General features: G+C 65.4%; 16 protein-coding genes. 7 read left to right on the top strand and 9 right to left on the bottom strand.

The window, feature by feature from the left end; translation table 11 throughout:
- Positions 1-42: 42 nt before the first annotated feature.
- Positions 43-1,290, bottom strand: a complete 1,248-nt coding sequence (locus R2676_RS13930; protein ID WP_206272902.1) for a nucleoside recognition domain-containing protein — start codon at positions 1,288-1,290, stop codon at positions 43-45.
- Between the two features lie 31 nt (positions 1,291-1,321).
- Entirely contained in the window at positions 1,322-2,239 is a 918-nt protein-coding gene (locus R2676_RS13925) for an ion channel (protein ID WP_206272904.1), read from the bottom strand.
- A 142-nt stretch (positions 2,240-2,381) separates the two neighbouring features.
- Here R2676_RS13925 and ilvA point away from each other — a divergent pair, with 142 nt between their 5' ends.
- The 3 genes from ilvA to R2676_RS13910 all read left to right on the top strand — a co-directional run bounded on the left by ilvA (position 2,382) and on the right by R2676_RS13910 (position 6,272).
- Complete coding sequence (ilvA, locus tag R2676_RS13920) at positions 2,382-3,902, top strand: threonine ammonia-lyase, biosynthetic (protein WP_027678246.1); 1,521 nt, start codon at positions 2,382-2,384, stop codon at positions 3,900-3,902.
- Positions 3,902-4,738, top strand: coding sequence for an NADPH-dependent 7-cyano-7-deazaguanine reductase QueF (queF, locus tag R2676_RS13915; RefSeq protein WP_206272906.1), 837 nt, complete (start codon positions 3,902-3,904; stop codon positions 4,736-4,738). Before ilvA ends, queF begins: the two co-directional genes overlap by 1 nt.
- Before the next feature lie 223 nt (positions 4,739-4,961).
- Positions 4,962-6,272 carry an acetate kinase gene (locus R2676_RS13910; protein WP_206272908.1) on the top strand — a complete coding sequence of 437 codons (1,311 nt, stop codon included), beginning with the start codon at positions 4,962-4,964 and terminating at the stop codon, positions 6,270-6,272.
- A 1-nt stretch (position 6,273) separates the two neighbouring features.
- On the opposite strand, the gene R2676_RS13905 is transcribed toward R2676_RS13910, so the two are convergent.
- From R2676_RS13905 to R2676_RS13885, 5 genes are all read right to left on the bottom strand, one after another.
- Positions 6,274-6,810, bottom strand: a complete 537-nt coding sequence (locus R2676_RS13905) for a hypothetical protein (protein ID WP_206272910.1) — start codon at positions 6,808-6,810, stop codon at positions 6,274-6,276.
- Positions 6,811-6,855: 45 nt separating this feature from the next.
- Positions 6,856-7,539, bottom strand: a complete 684-nt coding sequence (locus tag R2676_RS13900; RefSeq protein ID WP_062739083.1) for a C39 family peptidase — start codon at positions 7,537-7,539, stop codon at positions 6,856-6,858.
- 16 nt (positions 7,540-7,555) lie between these two features.
- The gene (locus R2676_RS13895) at positions 7,556-7,990 is read right to left on the bottom strand and encodes a hypothetical protein (RefSeq protein ID WP_045785770.1); all 435 of its coding nucleotides are present in this window, start codon (positions 7,988-7,990) and stop codon (positions 7,556-7,558) included.
- Positions 7,991-8,113: 123 nt separating this feature from the next.
- Positions 8,114-9,400, bottom strand: a complete 1,287-nt coding sequence (locus R2676_RS13890; RefSeq protein ID WP_206272912.1) for a hypothetical protein — start codon at positions 9,398-9,400, stop codon at positions 8,114-8,116.
- A 701-nt stretch (positions 9,401-10,101) separates the two neighbouring features.
- Positions 10,102-11,817, bottom strand: coding sequence for an AMP-binding protein (locus R2676_RS13885; protein WP_206272914.1), 1,716 nt, complete (start codon positions 11,815-11,817; stop codon positions 10,102-10,104).
- Between the two features lie 232 nt (positions 11,818-12,049).
- On the opposite strand from R2676_RS13885, the gene R2676_RS13880 reads away from it, so the two are divergent.
- Positions 12,050-12,559 (top strand): gluconokinase, encoded by a 510-nt coding sequence (locus tag R2676_RS13880; RefSeq protein WP_027678254.1) that lies wholly within the window; start codon positions 12,050-12,052, stop codon positions 12,557-12,559.
- Between the two features lie 16 nt (positions 12,560-12,575).
- Here R2676_RS13880 and R2676_RS13875 read toward each other — a convergent pair whose 3' ends face one another.
- Both R2676_RS13875 and R2676_RS13870 read right to left on the bottom strand, forming a co-directional pair.
- Entirely contained in the window at positions 12,576-13,370 is a 795-nt protein-coding gene (locus tag R2676_RS13875) for a hypothetical protein (RefSeq protein WP_206272915.1), read from the bottom strand.
- Positions 13,371-13,424: 54 nt separating this feature from the next.
- Positions 13,425-14,396, bottom strand: coding sequence for an alpha/beta hydrolase (locus R2676_RS13870; RefSeq protein WP_206272917.1), 972 nt, complete (start codon positions 14,394-14,396; stop codon positions 13,425-13,427).
- A gap of 204 nt (positions 14,397-14,600) precedes the next feature.
- On the opposite strand from R2676_RS13870, the gene R2676_RS13865 reads away from it, so the two are divergent.
- Genes R2676_RS13865 through R2676_RS13855 form a run of 3 tightly spaced genes read left to right on the top strand, consistent with a single transcriptional unit; the run spans position 14,601 to position 16,308 of the window.
- Positions 14,601-15,035: a YeeE/YedE family protein gene (locus R2676_RS13865; protein ID WP_206272919.1), complete on the top strand. Its 435-nt coding sequence runs from the start codon at positions 14,601-14,603 to the stop codon at positions 15,033-15,035.
- 1 nt (position 15,036) lies between these two features.
- On the top strand, positions 15,037-15,450 hold the full coding sequence (locus R2676_RS13860) for a DUF6691 family protein (protein WP_206272921.1): 414 nt from the start codon (positions 15,037-15,039) through the stop codon (positions 15,448-15,450).
- A 48-nt stretch (positions 15,451-15,498) separates the two neighbouring features.
- The gene (locus tag R2676_RS13855) at positions 15,499-16,308 is read left to right on the top strand and encodes a c-type cytochrome (RefSeq protein WP_206272923.1); all 810 of its coding nucleotides are present in this window, start codon (positions 15,499-15,501) and stop codon (positions 16,306-16,308) included.
- Positions 16,309-16,399 lie beyond the last annotated feature (91 nt).

The following is a 16,399-nucleotide window of genomic DNA, read 5'->3' as shown; positions in this document are numbered from 1 at the left end:
GGGCGGGCGGCCGCGGCGTCGCTTGGGGGCCGCCCTAGCCGGTCAGGCGAAGAACAGGTAGGCGACAAGCACGGCGCCGACGAGGCCGATCAGGTCGGCCCACAGCCCGCAGGCCAGCGCGTACCGCGTGTCCTTGATGCCGACGCTGCCGAAGTACACGGCAAGCACGTAAAACGTGGTCTCGGTCGAACCCTGGATGATGGCGGCCAGCTTGCCCTGGAAGGAATCGACGCCGTAAGTGGTCATCACGTCGACCATCAGGCCGCGCGCGCCGGCGCCCGACAACGTCTTCATCAGCCCCACGGGCAGCGCCGGCACAAAGCGCGTATCGATGCCCAGGTGCGTGAACAGCGCAGAAAGCCCCTGCATCAGGACATCCATGCACCCCGCCGCGCGAAACACCGCAATACCCACCAGCACCGCGACGAGGTACGGAACGATGCCGATGGCGACATGGAAGCCGTCCTTGGCGCCATCGACGAAGGTTTCGTACACGTTGATGCGACGAAATGCCCCACAGACCAGGAACGCCACGACGATGGTGAGGATGGCGCCCGCGCCGATCAGGCCGATCCACGCGGCCATCTGCTGCGGCGGAAACTGGCGCAGCCACGCAAACAGCAGCCCCATCGCCGCGACAAAGCCGCCGAAATACGCCAGCAGCGCCGGCTTGAACAGGTTGATGCGCTGATACCACGCTACCGCCGCAATACCCGCGCAGAAGCCGATGAACGTGGACAGCAAGGTCGGCAGGAAAATGTCCGCCGCGTTGAAACCCACCAGCCCCTGCTTGACAGCCATGGCCTGGCGGATGGCGATGACGGACGTCGGTACCAGCGTCACCCCCGCCGTGTTGAGCACCACAAACATCAGTTGCGCATCGCTGGCGCGCTGCGGCTGCGGGTTGATCTGCTGCAGTTCGCGCATGGCCTGCAGGCCGAGCGGCGTGGCGGCGTTGTCCAGACCGAGCACGTTGGCCGACACGTTCATCATCATCGCGCCGTTGGCGGGATGGCCGGCCGGCACGGAGGGAAACAAGTGCCGCATCACCGGGTTCACGAGCCGCGCAAACAGATCGACCACGCCGGCGCGCTCGCCCACGCGCATGATGCCCAGCCACAGCGCCATCATGCCGGTCAGGCCGAGGGCGATTTCGAAGCCGGTGCGGGCAGCATCGAACATGCCGGTCAACATGCGCGAGAAGACTTCCATGTCGCCCTGCACCACCTGCACGCACGCGGTGACGAAGGCGACGAGAAAGAAGGCGAGCCAGACGAGGTTCAGGGCCACGGGGGTTGCGCGTTGGAATCGGACAAGCCGCTCATTGTGCCTGCGGGGGCGTCTCGATCGGGTGGATCAGGTGGAAGTTGTCGTAGTCGACCGACGTGACACCGCCCTCGTCGCGGATGAGGTCGGCATAGCGATAGTTCCAGCGGATCTCGTCGTGCCGCCAGGAATAGCGCGCCTGCACGGTCTGCGCGGCGGTCTCGTCGGCGCCCTCGATGGTCAGCAGCAGCAAGGCATCACCCGCGGCGAGCGACTCCGCCGTGGCGCCATGCAGCGGGCTGGTCTCGTCGATGACGTGCATCATCACCCAGCCCAGCAGGAAGATCGGGTGCTCGCTGCGCTCCAGCTTCAGGTCGTGGATCTTGTAGATCGAGTAGCCCTCGGGCGAGACCTCGTCCTGCATCAGGCGCAGCCGGGCGGTGGCCTCCGCGATGACGTTCTGGCGCGCATTGGCGGCGCGCAGCATCAGCGTGGACTTGCCGTTGAGCGGCCGCACGACAACGTTGCGGGCAAACATGATCTTGGCGCGTGGGCGTGAGAACCGCGCAAACACCAACCCCGTCGCCATGGCGATGCCCGACATGCCGATGAAGATCTCCAGCGTGGCGATGACGTGGGCGTAGAGCGTTTGCGGGTGCATGTCGCCGTAGCCGACTGTGGCCAGCGTCTCGACGCTGAAGAAGAAGGCCCCGACGAAGCCGGGCGGCGACTGGTTCGCGATCGCGCCGTCGCCGAGCGAATACAGCCCCGCGAATACCGCATTCAGCGCCAGGAACATCGTCGCCAGCAACGCGAAGAAGGTCGGCCAATTGACCTCCAGCGCATGGTGATAGACGTCGCGCCAGCCCAGCGGCGGCATGCCGTAGGCGATGACGTGCTGCGTGCCGGACCAGACTGTGCGGCCCCGGCGCGCGCGTCCGGCACGCTCGGAGGAAGACGACGGGGTGTTCATGGAGGCCTCTCGCCGATGATGCGCCGCGCCCGCCCGGACACGGCCGGGGCAGTGTACCGACCGGCACGCCAGTCCGGCAAGGCGGGCCAGGCGCCGCGTGATAGGCTTACGGGCTCTGTTCACGTCCAACCCGGTCCGCACCATGGCCATCGATTACCTCAAGAAAATCCTGACTGCGAAGGTCTATGACGTCGCGGTGGAAACCGAGCTGAAGTTCGCGCCGAACCTGTCGGCGCGCACCGGCAACCGCGTCTACCTCAAGCGCGAGGATGACCAGCCCGTGTTCTCGTTCAAGCTGCGCGGCGCCTACAACAAGATGGCCTCGCTCACGCCGGCCGAGCGCAAGCGCGGGGTGATTACGGCATCGGCGGGCAACCACGCGCAGGGCGTGGCGTTCAGTGCGGCGCGCATGGAATGCAAGGCCGTGATCTGCATGCCGGTGACCACGCCGCAGTTGAAGATTGACGGCGTGCGCTCGCGCGGCGGCGATTGGGTCGAGGTCGTGCTGCACGGTGAAAGCTATTCCGATGCCTACAACCACGCGGCCAAGCTGCAAGAGAAGCACGGCTACACCTTCGTCCACCCGTTCGACGACCCGGAAGTGATTGCCGGCCAGGGCACGATCGCCATGGAAATCCTGCGCCAGCATCCGCAGCCGATCCATGCGATCTTCTGCTCGATCGGCGGCGGCGGGCTGATCTCGGGCATTGCGGCCTACGTGAAGGCCGTGCGGCCGGACGTCAAGGTCATCGGCGTGCAAAGCGTGGATTCCGACGCGATGGCGCGTTCGGTGGCCGCCGGCAAGCGCGTCGAACTGAAGGAGGTGGGCCTGTTTGCGGATGGCACGGCGGTCAAGCTGGTCGGCAAGGAGACGTTCCGCCTCACGCGCGAACTCGTCGACGAGATCATTACCGTGGATACGGATGCCATCTGCGCGGCGCTCAAGGACGTGTTCCAGGACACGCGCAGCCTGCTGGAGCCGTCGGGCGCGCTGGCGCTGGCCGGCCTCAAGCAGTATGCCGAGACGCACAAGCTGAAGAACGAATCGCTCGTGGCCGTGGCCAGCGGCGCGAACATGAACTTCGACCGCCTGCGCTTCGTGGCCGAGCGCGCCGAAGTGGGCGAGGCCCGCGAAGCCGTGTTTGCCGTGACGATTCCCGAAGAGCGCGGCAGCTTCAAGCGCTTCTGCGAACTGGTCGGCTGGTCGCGCAACGTGACGGAGTTCAACTACCGCATTGCCAGCAAGGACGCCGCGCATATCTTCGTGGGCGTGCAAATTGCGTCGCGCGCAGAGGGCGACAAGATTGCCGAGAACTTCCGCAAGCACGGTTTCCCGACGCTGGATCTGTCGAACGACGAACTGGCCAAGCAGCACATCCGCTACATGGTGGGCGGCCGCTCGCCGCTGGCGGAAAACGAGCATCTCTACCGCTTCGAGTTTCCCGAGCGGCCGGGCGCGCTGATGAAGTTCCTCTCGAGCATGAGCCCGAACTGGAACATCAGCCTGTTCCACTACCGTAATCAGGGCGCGGATTCGAGCAACATCCTCGTCGGCATCCAGGTACCGAAGAACGAGAAGCGCGAGTTCAAGGCGTTCCTCGCCACGCTGGGCTATACCTATTGGGACGAAAGCGAGAACCCCGTCTACAGCCTGTTTTTGTGATGAGCAACCAACCCGAACATTCGCCGCTGGGCAAGACGTCCGCCTACAAGACGGAATACGATCCGAGCCTGCTGTTTCCGATTCCGCGCCAGGGCAAGCGCGACGAAATCGGCCTGGCCGCCGGCACGGCCCTGCCCTTCTTCGGCGTGGACCTCTGGAACCTGTACGAGCTGTCGTGGCTGAACCTGCGCGGCAAGCCGCAGGTGGCGCTTGGCACCGTGATCGTGCCGGCCGATTCGCCCAACATCGTTGAATCGAAGTCGTTCAAGCTGTATCTGAATTCGTTCAACCAGACGAAGGTGGCGTCGCACGAAGCGCTGCAGCAGTTGATCCACCACGATCTGTCGGAAGCGTGCGGTGCGCCGGTGCAGGTCCGCATCGTCACGCACGAAGAATTTGCCCGACAACGCATGGGCGAACTCGACGGCCTGCTGCTCGATCGGCTGGACATCGAAACGGATGTCTATCAGCCCACGCCCGAGCTGCTGCATGCCGACGAGGAACAAAGCCCGGTCGAAGAAACGCTGGTGTCGCACCTGCTGAAGTCCAACTGCCTGGTGACGGGCCAGCCTGACTGGGGCAGCGTGCAGATCCGCTACGTGGGCGCGCCGATCAACCAGGAGGCGCTGCTCAAATACCTGATCTCGTTCCGCGAGCACAACGAATTTCACGAACAATGCGTTGAGCGGATCTTTACGGACATCCTGCGCCAATGCCGGCCCGTCAAACTGGCCGTCTATGCACGCTACACGCGGCGCGGCGGGTTGGACATCAACCCGTTCCGCACCAACTACAACACGCCGTGGCCGGATAACCTGCGCAACGCGCGTCAGTGAGCGCTGACGCTGCGCAAGACACACGAGGCGCCTCCGGGCGCCTTTTTCTTGCCCGGGCGATCCGCCAAACGGGCATGCGTCCCTCGTCCATTTTGTGGACGCCAACGCCCTGTCGTTTCGCGTTCGCTCGCCTATAGTGGTATCCGCAGTACGCCACCCGGGGGAAATCGTGAAGGGCCCATCCGCTTTTCGTGGACAGGGCGCTCTCGACGGGGACATTGCCATGAAGAACGCACCATGGGGGCCGCTTCGCGCGGTTGCGTGCGCATGCCTGCTGCTTTGCGGCAGGTCGGCACTTGCACAGACCAACGAGCCGGTGGACGACAAGCCACCGAGCCTGGACGCGCTGCAGCGCGAGCTTATCGATACGCAGGCGCGGCTGCAGGAACTCAAGCGCTCGATTCAGCAACAGGAAGCGCATCTTCGGCGCATGCGGCGCGCGCTCGGCATGAGCGAGGGCCGACTCGATACCGTGCGCGGTGCCGGTGCTCCCGGCGCGGCGGGCGATGCATCGCAAATTGCGCAGAACGACGAGCCCGGCACCACGCCAGTCGGCAAACCGCCGGAGCCGCCTGACCGACCGCCACGCATCGCGCAGATCTTCGACGAGCCCAGTGCCCTCACTCCGCCAGGCAAGGTGGTCGTCGAGCCGTCACTGCAGATGGCGTATTCGTCGTCGGACCGCGTGGCGCTGGTGGGCTACACCATCATCCCCGCGCTGCTGATCGGGCTGATCGACGTACGGCAGGTCAAAACGACCACGCTGACCGGCACGATGGCCGTGCGCTACGGCCTGGCACGGCGCTGGGAACTGGAAGCGCGCGTGCCCTATGTCTACAGCGCGAGCGACACCGTCAGCCGCGAACTGTTCACCGGCACGGCCACGGACAACGCTTTCAGCTCGCACGGCCGCGGCATCGGCGATGTGGAGCTGACCGCGCGCTACCAGCTCAATGCGGGCGGCGTCGACAAGCCGTTCTACATCGGCTGGCTGCGCTTTAAGACGCGCACGGGCAAGGATCCGTTTGACGTCACCACCGATTGCGTGACGCGCTGCGTGAGCAATACCACGGGCACCGGCCTGCCGCTGCAGCAGCCGACGGGCTCGGGCTTCTTCGCAGTACAACCGGGGCTGACGTGGCTGTTCCCGACGGACCCTGCCGTGTTCTTCGGCAGCATCAGCTACCTGCACAACTTCGAGCGCAAGGATGTCAGCCTGAACCTCGTGGACGGCTCGAAGCAGTTCCTGGGCAACGTCAAGGCCGGCGACATCATCGGCCTGAACTTCGGCATGGGGCTGGCGCTGAACGAAAAGGCGTCGTTCTCCATCGGCTACGACCAGAGCATCATCGCGCCGACCAAGCAGAACGGCCAGCGCGTGCCGGGCTCGGTGCGAACCATTCTCGGCACGTTGCTGGTCGGCTATTCGTACCGGCTCTCGCCCAAGATGACGCTGAACCTGTCGGTGGGTGCAGGCCTCACTCGCGACACGCCGGACCTGACCGTCACGCTGCGTCTGCCGATCCAGTTCTAGCTCAGTGCAGCAGGGTGACGACGTTGGCCAGGGCGCCCTGCAGCACGTTGGAAAGATTCAGCTGACGGAACTGCGGCAGGCTGTTGACCGCTGCGTTGATGGTCGTCACGGCTTGCAGCGTCTGGTTGTTCAGACTGTTCTGGATGACCGTGGCAGCGGCAGCCGCGCCCGGGGTCACATCGGGCGGCGCGACATTGTTGGGCCCGTTCTGCACAAGGTTGACCGTGTTGACCACCGAGGCGAGTTGCTGCGCCTGCGTGGCCGTCATGCGCGCCACATCGGGGATGTTCACCGATGCACTCGCCACCAGATCACCGTTGATGTAGACCGCGCGGTCGATGCCGAACGAGATGTGCAGCCCTGCAAGCGCGGGTACATCGAAGCCGCCGCGCATGTCGTCGAGCTTGTCTTCGGACACGGCGTGCCAGGCATGGACCGGGTTGTTGTCCATGCTGTCTGCGCCGGCCGCACACGCATGCCCGGCCGCCGCCAGCGCGAGCCATCCCGCAGCGCGCGCCACCTTGCCAAACCGCTTCATGATGCCCTCCTGCCCGACCACCGCTGGGCTACGCGCGCACGACGTTCAGAAGTCGGACGGACCATGCTTGGGAACGACGATGTTGCCCAGGCCGCTGCGGTCCATGCCTTCCTCCAGCGGCGCACGCGGTGCCACGCGCCAGTCCGATGAAGCGTTGAACGTCGCCCCCGCCTCGCGGTTGTGGACGACGAACAGCAAATGGTTGTCCCACATGCTCTCGAAGCTCGCACGCGGAATCGCACGCGTGCCCATGGCCGGATCGCCCACGAGCACGCGCCCTTCCTGCACGCCCTTGACCACCACGAAGTGGTGATAGCCGTTCTCGGTCAACAGCACGATGGCCGGCAAGTGGGCGTCCTTCAATGCATCCAGCGGCTGCTCGAAACCATCCGCCTCAAAGCCCAAAGAGGCCAGATAGCGTTTGATGTCGAGCAGCGAAAAGCCTTCTCGCCGGATCTTCTCCTGGTTGCCATGCTCGTACATGGCCTGGAACACGGTCTGCTCGCTCACGGGGTAGCCGTACTGATACGTGAGCAGCGTCGCCACCGCAGCCGACCCGCAACTGAAGTCGAAACGCTGATGCACGGTGCGCAGGTAGCGCGCGGCCTTCATGCTCGTCACCGGCACGGCATAGGTGCCGCCGCCCGTGCCGAGCATGTCGATCGCGCCCGCCCACGCGGGCCCGCACGCCAGCGCCATCAGCACCGCACCCAACGTCTTGCGCATCATTCCGTCCTTCACAAGCTCAAGGCCGGAACTGCACGTTGACGATGGTGGCGTTCTGGATCAGCACGTTCGCTCCGCTGTTCTGGATGACCGTGGGGATCCCGCTGGCATTGGCAAACGAGCCGTCGCGCACGATGTTCGACCCCGTCGCCACGTTCACGGCGGCGTTGTCGCTCACGGTGCCCGACAGGCGCGCGTCATTGACGGTCTGGTAGAGATCCTGCGTGCCGCCGCGATAGCTGTCGAGCCGATCGGCGCCCACCGCATGACCGAACCCAGGCACCGACACGGCTGCGGCGACCGGGGGACGCGCCGCTTCCGTGTTGGCGACCTGCGCACCGTCTGCGATCGGCACATCGTCCGCCGCCATCGCTGCTGCCGCTGGCCACACTGCCAGGCCGCATGCCAACCACCATGCCGCCCATCCTGCTGTGGTTCTTCTGTCGGATCGCATCGAGTGTCTCCTCTACGCTCCAACTGCGGGCCGGACCGCCGCTGCAGTCCGGCCCCATCCACCGTCATGCGCAAAGCTTCATCGCTTGCGCCGCGGCACTTCCCCGCTCATGCCCGTACCGGGCTACTTGCCCACATTCAGGTTGGCCTGCACGTTGATGCTCTGCTGGATGAGGGAAGCGAAGCCGCTGTTCTGGTTCGCCACCATCACGCCTGCTGCAGACTGGCCGACGCTGGTCATGGCGTTGGACATGTTGAACGTGCCTGCATCCACCACGACCGTACCGCCAGCGCCGCCCGTGCCACCCACAGCGCCATTGCCGACGCCGCCGTTGCCAACGCCGCCTGCGCCGCCGGCCGCACCGACTGCACCCACCGCGCCATTGCCTGCCGTGGACGACGCCGCGCCGTTAGTCGCGCTGCCATTCGTGGAAGTACCGCCTGCGCCGCCAGTACCGGCCACATTGGTAGAGGCCCCACCTGCGGCACCTGCGCCACCAGTGCTGGTGCCCGTGGCCGTGCTCGTGCCGGTGCCTGCGCCGCCCGAGGCGGTAGCGGTACCACTGGTGCCGGTGCCGCCCGCCGCGCCGTTTCCGCCGGCTGCCGCTGCTGCGCCGCCCGTTGCCGAGCCTGAGCCATGATGGCGGTTGGCGTCACCGCCATCGGAGCCGCCAGCACCGCCGCCGCTGCCTCCAGCGCCGCCGCCTGCCGCACTGCTGCTGCCTGCCAAGCCACCGAGACCCGCGCCAAGGCTCGCCGACAGCGTGCCGGAACTCCCGCCGCTGCCGCCACCGCCAGCGTTGCCACCAGCATTGCCGCCGTTGCCGCCATTGCCGGCGGTCGCGCCGCCATTGGTTGCGCTGCCATGCGTGACGCTGCCTGAGCTGCCGCCTGCGCCGCCGCCGCCTCCGGCACCGCCCGCGCCGCCGTTACCGCCAGAGCCTGTGCCGCCGTAGCCGTAGCCGCCACGTCCGCCAGCGCCGCCGTTGGCCGTGCCGCCATTGTTGGTAGCGACGTTACCGATGCCAGATACGCTGATGTTGGTCACGGTGCCGTCCAGCTTGGAGACGGCAATCGCCTTGCTGGTGTTGAAGGAGTTGGTGAATGTTGCCGTTGCCGTGCCGCCGTTGTTGGCAGCTGCGGTGCCGTAGCCCTCAGCGTTGGCCCAGCCGCTGTTGTCGCGGTTGCTGCCCTGGCTTTGGTTGTTGTGCTGATTCGAGTTGTCGGTTGCCGTGGTGGTTGTGGTGGTTGCCGTGCTTGTCGTCGTCTCAGTGCTGGTTCTGTTGATGGTCGACGTGTTGGTCTGGGTCTTGTCACCCGCGCCGGACGCCGTATTCCCGATGTCGGCCAATGCAACGCCAGAGACCCCCAATCCCATGGCGATCGCGGTGGCCAGTAAGGTCTTCTTCATAACGCACTCCATAAAGGTGAGAGGGACGGCTGGAAACGCTGCCAGTCAGGCCGGCGCGCTCTGCCTGTGGGAAAAAACATGACCCACCCCGGGGCGCTCGTTTGCATAATCGGTGCCAAGTTCCGGGCACGCTTTACACGGCTGTTCTAAGTGGTTGAAAACGCGACAGATTCACCGACACGCGTGCGCATAGGCTCACGCTGTACCGCGTAATCGTGTCGAGAGGTGCATTTCTGGTGGCCTGTTTTGGCCCTTTCCGTTGCAGCGCTGATACATCGCCATGGCACGCAGGGCAGACACGCCGCACATGACCTTCGCGCCAAGACGCAAACCCGGCGCACGCATGCGCACGGCGGAGCTGTTTGAGACGGGCGATTGGTTCGATGTTTCAGTCGTGATACATCGGCGCATCGGCGTTCACATTGCGTGAGCGGTGGGGCACGGCGAGTGAGCATCTCGTGGCGCACGTCGCGTCGCGCGGCGCGCCTTGAGGACTTGCGTACTGCAAGCATGGTGCCTTGCCTGCCCGCTTGACTGCGAGCGCCCCCTATCGGCAAGACGCATGCGGGAAACGTGTTTTGGTTTTTACGTCGGGCGTTGCCCAGGCGGTCAGGCAAAACCGCGCGCGGCAAGCATCGTCATGGCAACGAAAAGCCGCGCGCAACCCGTTCACATTTCAACCGCGAAACTGCAAGCTCGCTTCAGGCCGTGGCGGCCACCGTCAGCTTGAGTTCTTCGATCATGCGATCGCGCATGACGAACTTCTGCACCTTGCCCGTCACCGTCATCGGCATCTCGGTGACGAAGCGGATGTAGCGCGGGATCTTGTAGTGCGCGATCTGGCCCTGGCAGAACGTGCGAATTTCCTCTTCCGTGGCCTGCTGGCCGGGCTTGAGGACGATCCACGCGCAGACCTCTTCGCCGTATTTCGGGTCGGGTACGCCAAACACGTTGACGGCCTGCACCTTCGGATGGCGGAAGAGGAATTCTTCAATCTCGCGCGGGTAGACGTTCTCGCCACCGCGGATGAGCATGTCTTTCACGCGGCCGACGATGTTGCAGTAGCCCTCGGCATCGAACGTTGCGAGATCGCCCGTGCGCATCCAGCCGTCGTGAATGGAGTCAGCGGTCTTGGCTTTGTCGTCCCAATAGCCGAGCATGACCGAATAGCCCTTGGTGCACAGCTCGCCCTTCTCACCCACCGGCACAACTTCTCCTGCGCCGTCCACCAGCTTGACCTGCAGATGTGGCTGGATGCGGCCGACCGTGGTCACGCGCTTGTCGAGCGGGTCCGTCACGGCGCTCTGGAAGGACACGGGGCTCGTCTCCGTCATGCCGTATGCGATGGTGACCTCGCGCAGGTTCAGCTCCGACACCACGCGCTTCATCACCTCGATGGGGCACGGCGATCCGGCCATGATGCCGCCGCGCAGGGTGGATACATCGAAGCTCTTGAAGTCCGGATGATCGAGCTGTGCGATGAACATGGTCGGCACGCCGTGCAGCTGCGTGCAGCGCTCTTCCGCCACCGTGCGCAGCGTGGCCAGCGGATCGAACGCCTCGCCCGGAAACACCATGCACGCGCCCGTGGCCGTGCAGGTCAGCACCGACATGACCATGCCGAAGCAGTGATACAGCGGCACCGGAATGCACAGCCGATCGCCGCCTTGCAGGTTCATCGCCATGGCAACGAAGCGCGCGTTGTTGACGACGTTGACGTGCGTGAGCGTGGCGCCCTTGGGCGCGCCCGTCGTGCCGCTGGTGAACTGGATGTTGATGGCGTCGTCAGGCGACAGCGTGGCCGTGATGGCATCCAGCGCATCAACGGGTACGCTTTTTCCGCGCGCAATCACCTCGGCAAAGTTGAGCATGCCCGGCGTATTGGCCTCGCCCATCCGGATGACCCAGCGCAGCGCCGGCAGCTTGGCCGCCTTCAATGCTCCAGGCTGCGCGGTCGCCAGTTCGGGCGCGAGCGTCTGCAGCATTTCCAGGTAGCGCGAGGTCTTGAACGCTTCGGCCGCCACGATGGCCTTGCAGCCGACCTTGTTGAGCGCGTATTCCAGCTCTGAAAGCCGATACGCAGGGTTGATGTTGACGAGGATGAGCCCCAGGCGCGCCGTCGCGAACTGCGTGAGCACCCATTCGACGCGGTTGGGCGACCAGATGCCGATGCGGTCGCCCCGCTCCAGTCCCAGCGCGTGCAGGCCGGCGGCGAGCGCATCGACCTGTTCGGCAAAGGCGCGCCACGTCCAGCGCACGTTCTGCTCGCGGAACACGACCGCCTCGTCGTCGGGGCAGCGGCGCACGGTATCCGCCAGCAACGCCGAGACCGTGACATGTGCCAGCGGCACCGACGTATCGCCCACCACATACGACGCACCGTTGCGCGGTCGCGCGTCGAAAACCTCACCAGCCATGGATGTCTCCTCCAATCAACGTTGGCCTTTTTGGGGCCTTGTTCTGAATGATTTGTAACCACTGCGTCGATCGCAATTTGACGCAGCTTGACGCATTTGGCAATCCGTTCTCGGACGAACAATGACGCGGAACAATTGCTGCGCTGCAGCAGCAAAAATCGGCGGCCGCCCTCGCCAACGCGCTAACATGCCGGCCTGATGTTTTGGGCTTTCTTGCACGTAGGGATCGACGATGATCGTAGTAGTGATGGGTGTTTCGGGTTGCGGCAAATCCACGGTGGGCCAGAAGATCGCCGAGCGGCTGGGCTGCGCTTTCCGTGACGGCGACGAGTTCCACTCCGAGGCCAATCGCGCCAAGATGCACGCCGGCATTCCCCTGAACGACGACGACCGCAAACCCTGGCTCGAATCGATCCGCGCCTACATGGACGAGAAGACAAGCAACGGGCAATCGCTGGTGGTGGCGTGCTCCGCGCTGAAGCAGCGCTACCGCGACGTGCTGCGCGGTCCCGCCGGCAACGCTGAATTCGTCTACCTGAAGGGCGATTTCGATCTGCTGCAAGGCCGCCTTGCCGCACGAAAGGACCACTTCTTCAACCCGAGCCTCCTGCGCAGCCAGTTCGATGCGCTGGAAGAGCCGACCGATGCCGTCATCGTCGACATCGCGCTGCCGCCGGAAGCCATCGTCGACGAAGCGGTCGCCCAACTGCAGGCACGCGCCGCGCACCGCCCGGCCGCCTGACCCTGCCCGATCAGCGCTAGCTGCGCATGAGCTGTTGCAACACGGCCTCCACCTCGCCGTTGCACACGCGGCTCATGCGCTCCTGCTCACGCGGCGTATCGATCTGCTCGTGCGCCTGCAAGCCCAGTTCGATCAGCGATTGCGCGCGCGGCAGCCAATGGCGCGTCAGCGCTGCCTGTAAATCTGCAGCAATGCGGTCCGGATCGCCAAAGTAAAGCCGGCCGCCGTATTCGCTCTCGATTTCCTTGCGGATCACCTCGGCGGCGTGCGGCAGCACCGCGCGGTTCACGGCGACGTGCCGCAATTCGTGCTCGCGGATGGCGTTGTACGCGCAAGTGCCCGGCGCAAATTCGCGCGCGACGGTCACCCGAAAATTGTTCAGCACCAGCTCCACCGAAATGGACGGCCGCAGGCAGGTGGTGGCCGGCTGCGTGGCGATGGCCATGTAGCGGCTGTTCACGTCGAAGCGCGCCACCAGCGTCGCATACGTCTTGCCGAGCACGCGCGCCGAACGATCGTATGGCGGCGCCTCGGCGGTGAGTTGTTCGACCGAGCGGTCGTTGGAAAAGGACAGCGGCGTTTCGGTGGCGCGCACCTCTACGCGCATCGGGCCCAGCGCCTGGTCGCACGCCTTGAGCCAGTGCGATTTGTTGGCATTGAGCAGAGGAGCGCCCGCGCCGCCCGTTGCAGCAGCAACGTTCTCGATTGGCGCAAAGCGCACATCGGCCAGCCTCAGCCGATGCAGCCGACTCCACTGCCAGGCACCGGCCGCCACGGCCAGCACCACACCCAATACCACCACCCGACGCATGCTGGGCTCCCCGTTTGCGCATCCCGAAGCGGCTGCGCAGGGGCACCGGTCGGGTCATGCCGGCGTCAGTGCCACCGGTTCTAGGTTGTTGTGCCGGGCCGCAACCAGTCGTCTGATCTGCTCGCCCGATCGTTTGAGCGCTACACGCGCCTCTGGAAGGAAAGGATAGAAGATCGGCCACACGTGCGGAAGCCGCCGCCCCATTTCTACCGAAACGGATACCCCGGCCGCCCGCGCGCGCTCGGCCATTCGGAGGGTGTCGTCGCGCAGCACTTCGCTGGTGCTGACGTAGCAGTGCAGCGTGGGCAAGCCCGTGAAATCTGCATACAGCGGCGAGGCGAGCGGATGGTCCGTCGGTGCGCCCGAGTCGCCGAGGTACAACGCGGCACCGTGCGCCATCCACGCGCCGCGAAACATCACGTCGGATTCATCGTTGTCGATCAGGCTTTGGCCCGTGGCGGCAAGATCCGTCCACGGCGAATACAGCACCGCGCCCGCCGGCAGCGGGTCCGCCGCATCGCGCAAGGCCACGAGCAACGCCAACGCCAGGCCGCCGCCTGCGGAATCGCCCGCCACGACAATGCGCGATGGCGGCACGCCTTGCGCCAGCAGCGTGCGATACGTCAACAGCGCATCTTCGACCGGCGCTGGAAACGGATGCTCGGGTGCCAACCGGTAGTCGGGCACGCATACACGCGCCCGCGCATGCGTGGCGAGGCCAATGGTGATCGGGCGATGGGTGCGCGGGCTGCAGAAAAAGTAGCCGCCGCCATGCAGGTAAAGCACGACGGGCGCGTCGTCATGCAGGTCCGGATCGGCGGGTTCGATCCATTCGCCGGTGAGGCCATCGCCGTGGGCCCCCAGGGTCGGCACGATGCGCCAATCCGGCGGCAGCTCCACCGGCAAAGGCATCTTGCGCTTCTCGGCATGCAGGCGCGTGGCGATGGGGTCGAAGGGCTCCCGCTCGGTCGGCTTCTTGACCTGGTTGCGCACCATCCTCGAGACAATCCAGTTCTGCCAGCTCATCGCGCAGCCCTCCGCCGCAAAGTCCCAGCCTAGCGAGGATGCACTGCCCAGACAATCGGTTCACACCCTGCATTCGCGCGAGTGTTTCCGTCGGGCAACGCACGGGGCTGAGCACTTGCTTGTCTCGCCACATGACAAACAATCTATAAATTTATATATTATTGGAATCTAGATTGTTCCCTGCCCCTCTCCCGTTTTTTTTTCATGTCGATTGACTTCGCACACTTCACTCCAGGCGCGGCGCTCGCTGGCGGCCTTGTCATTGGGCTGGCGGCGGCCGTGCTGGTGCTTGGCAGCGGCCGCATTGCCGGCATCAGCGGCATCGTTGGCGGCCTGCTGCAGCGCCCGCAGGGGGATGTGGGTTGGCGCGTCGCGTTTCTGATCGGCCTGGTGGCGGCACCCCTCATTGCGGCGTGGCTGGGCCACCCCGTGGTCCCGGACATCGCAGCCGGCTGGGGCGAGGTGCTGGCTGCAGGTTTCCTGGTCGGCATCGGCACACGCTACGCAGGCGGCTGCACGAGCGGCCACGGCGTCTGCGGGTTGTCGCGCGGCTCGGTTCGCTCGCTGGTGGCAACGCTGACGTTCATGGCCTCGGGCATCGTCACCGTGTTCGTCGTGCGCCACGTGGTGGGCGGCTGACATGGCCATCGTGATCGCACTGGTTGCAGGCCTGCTGTTTGGCGCGGGGCTCATCGTGTCGGGCATGGCCAATCCGGCCAAGGTGCTCGGCTTTCTCGATCTGTTCGGTCAATGGGACCCTTCACTCGCGTTCGTGATGGCGGGGGCGATTGCCGTGGGCGTGGTCGCCTTCTTCGTGGCGCGGCGGCGCGGCCGCTCGTGGCTGGGCACGCTGATCCTGTTGCCGTCGGCCACGGGCGTGACCGCGCGGCTCGTGCTGGGCAGCGCCGCGTTCGGCATCGGCTGGGGACTGGCCGGTTTCTGCCCCGGGCCGGCATTGGTGGCGCTGGGCGCGGGCGTGCCCAAGGCTGTCGGCTTTGTCGGCGCCATGCTGGCGGGCATGGCCGTCTTCAGCGCGCTGGAACGCAAGCGCTAGCCAGTCGCCACCGCATATAAACCGATAACCAACCCCACGAGAGACAACATGACGCTGTGCAAACTCGGTGCCGCATTAGCGCTGGCCATCGGCACATCCGCATTCGCACAAACAACGCCGGCGACGCTGCCGGTGCCAGACGAAGCCACCATCCCCGCCGGGCCTGTGGGCGACGCCATCAAGCGCGGCAAGCTGATCCTCACCGACACCAAGCGCCAGTTGCCGCACAACGTCGGCAACGGCCTGAACTGCACGAGCTGCCACCTCAATGGCGGCACGACGCCCTACGCGTCGCCATGGGTCGGGCTGACTGCCGCGTTTCCGGAGTACCGCTCGCGCAGCGGCGCAGTCATCTCGCTGCAGCAACGCGTGAATGATTGCTTCCAGCGGTCGATGAACGGCAAGCCCATCGCCTTCGACGGCGAAGACATGAACGCCATCCTTGCCTACATGAAATGGCTCTCCAGCGGTGTACCCGTAGGCACCAACGTGACGGGGCGCGGCTTTGAGAAGATCGACACCGCGCTCGCGCCCAACCGCGACAACGGCAAAGCAATCTACGCCCAGCGCTGCGCCGCCTGCCATGGCGTCGAGGGCCAGGGGCTGCCCAACCCGCAAGGTGGTTACCTGATGCCGCCGCTGTGGGGCAAGGACTCGTTCAACGTGGGCGCAGGCATGGCGCGCCTGTACACCGCCGCAGCCTTCGTGAAGCACAACATGCCGCTTGGCCAGGGCGGCACGCTGACGGCGCAGGAGGCCGTGGACGTGGCAGCCTTCTTTACCCAGCAGCCCCGCCCCGACTATGCCGCGCGCGCCAAGGATTGGCCCAAGGGCGACAAGCCGAAAGACGCGCGCTGAGCGCCGCCCGATTCAAAAACAAAAAGCCTGCGACGCAACCGCCGCAGGCTTTTTGCTTTCGCACTTCGGGGCGCTGCCCTCGCAGTGCTTT

The sequence above is a fragment of the Ralstonia flatus genome, from assembly GCF_958439105.1.
Lineage (GTDB): Bacteria > Pseudomonadota > Gammaproteobacteria > Burkholderiales > Burkholderiaceae > Ralstonia > Ralstonia flatus.
Note: the sequence above shows the minus strand (reverse complement) of the source record. Positions and strands in the feature narration are given on the sequence as shown.